Raw genomic sequence first — 303 nt, 5'->3', positions numbered from 1 at the left:
CGTAAGCATTTCCCATGGTGGGCAGGGCTGGCAATGGCTATTTTTGTCTTTGACTTCTATTTTCTATGTAAAACGTTTGCTGCTCATTTCTCATCGCTCACTATCTCATCTCTCTCTTCTCAGTGCTCAAAGTCTCATGTTCTCACTACTCATCGCTCTCTTCTCTCCTCTCAGTGCTCACTTTCTCTCCGCTCATCTCTTACCAGCGACGGGGCGTTGCCCCATACCCCAAATACTTTTCTCCTTAGATGAGAAAAGTATTCAAAAGAATCAAGCCAAAGTTATCCTTCAACGCTTTTGGCC

General features: G+C 44.9%; 1 protein-coding gene. It reads left to right on the top strand.

Features of this window, described 5'->3' with window-relative positions:
* On the top strand, positions 1 to 303 hold a 303-nt coding region (locus K5G00_RS29670), incomplete at both ends, for a hypothetical protein (RefSeq protein ID WP_238770292.1).

Source organism: Maribellus maritimus, from assembly GCF_022267315.1.
GTDB classification, from domain to species: Bacteria; Bacteroidota; Bacteroidia; order Bacteroidales; family Prolixibacteraceae; genus Draconibacterium; species Draconibacterium maritimum.
This window is presented reverse-complemented; position numbering and strand designations above follow the sequence as displayed.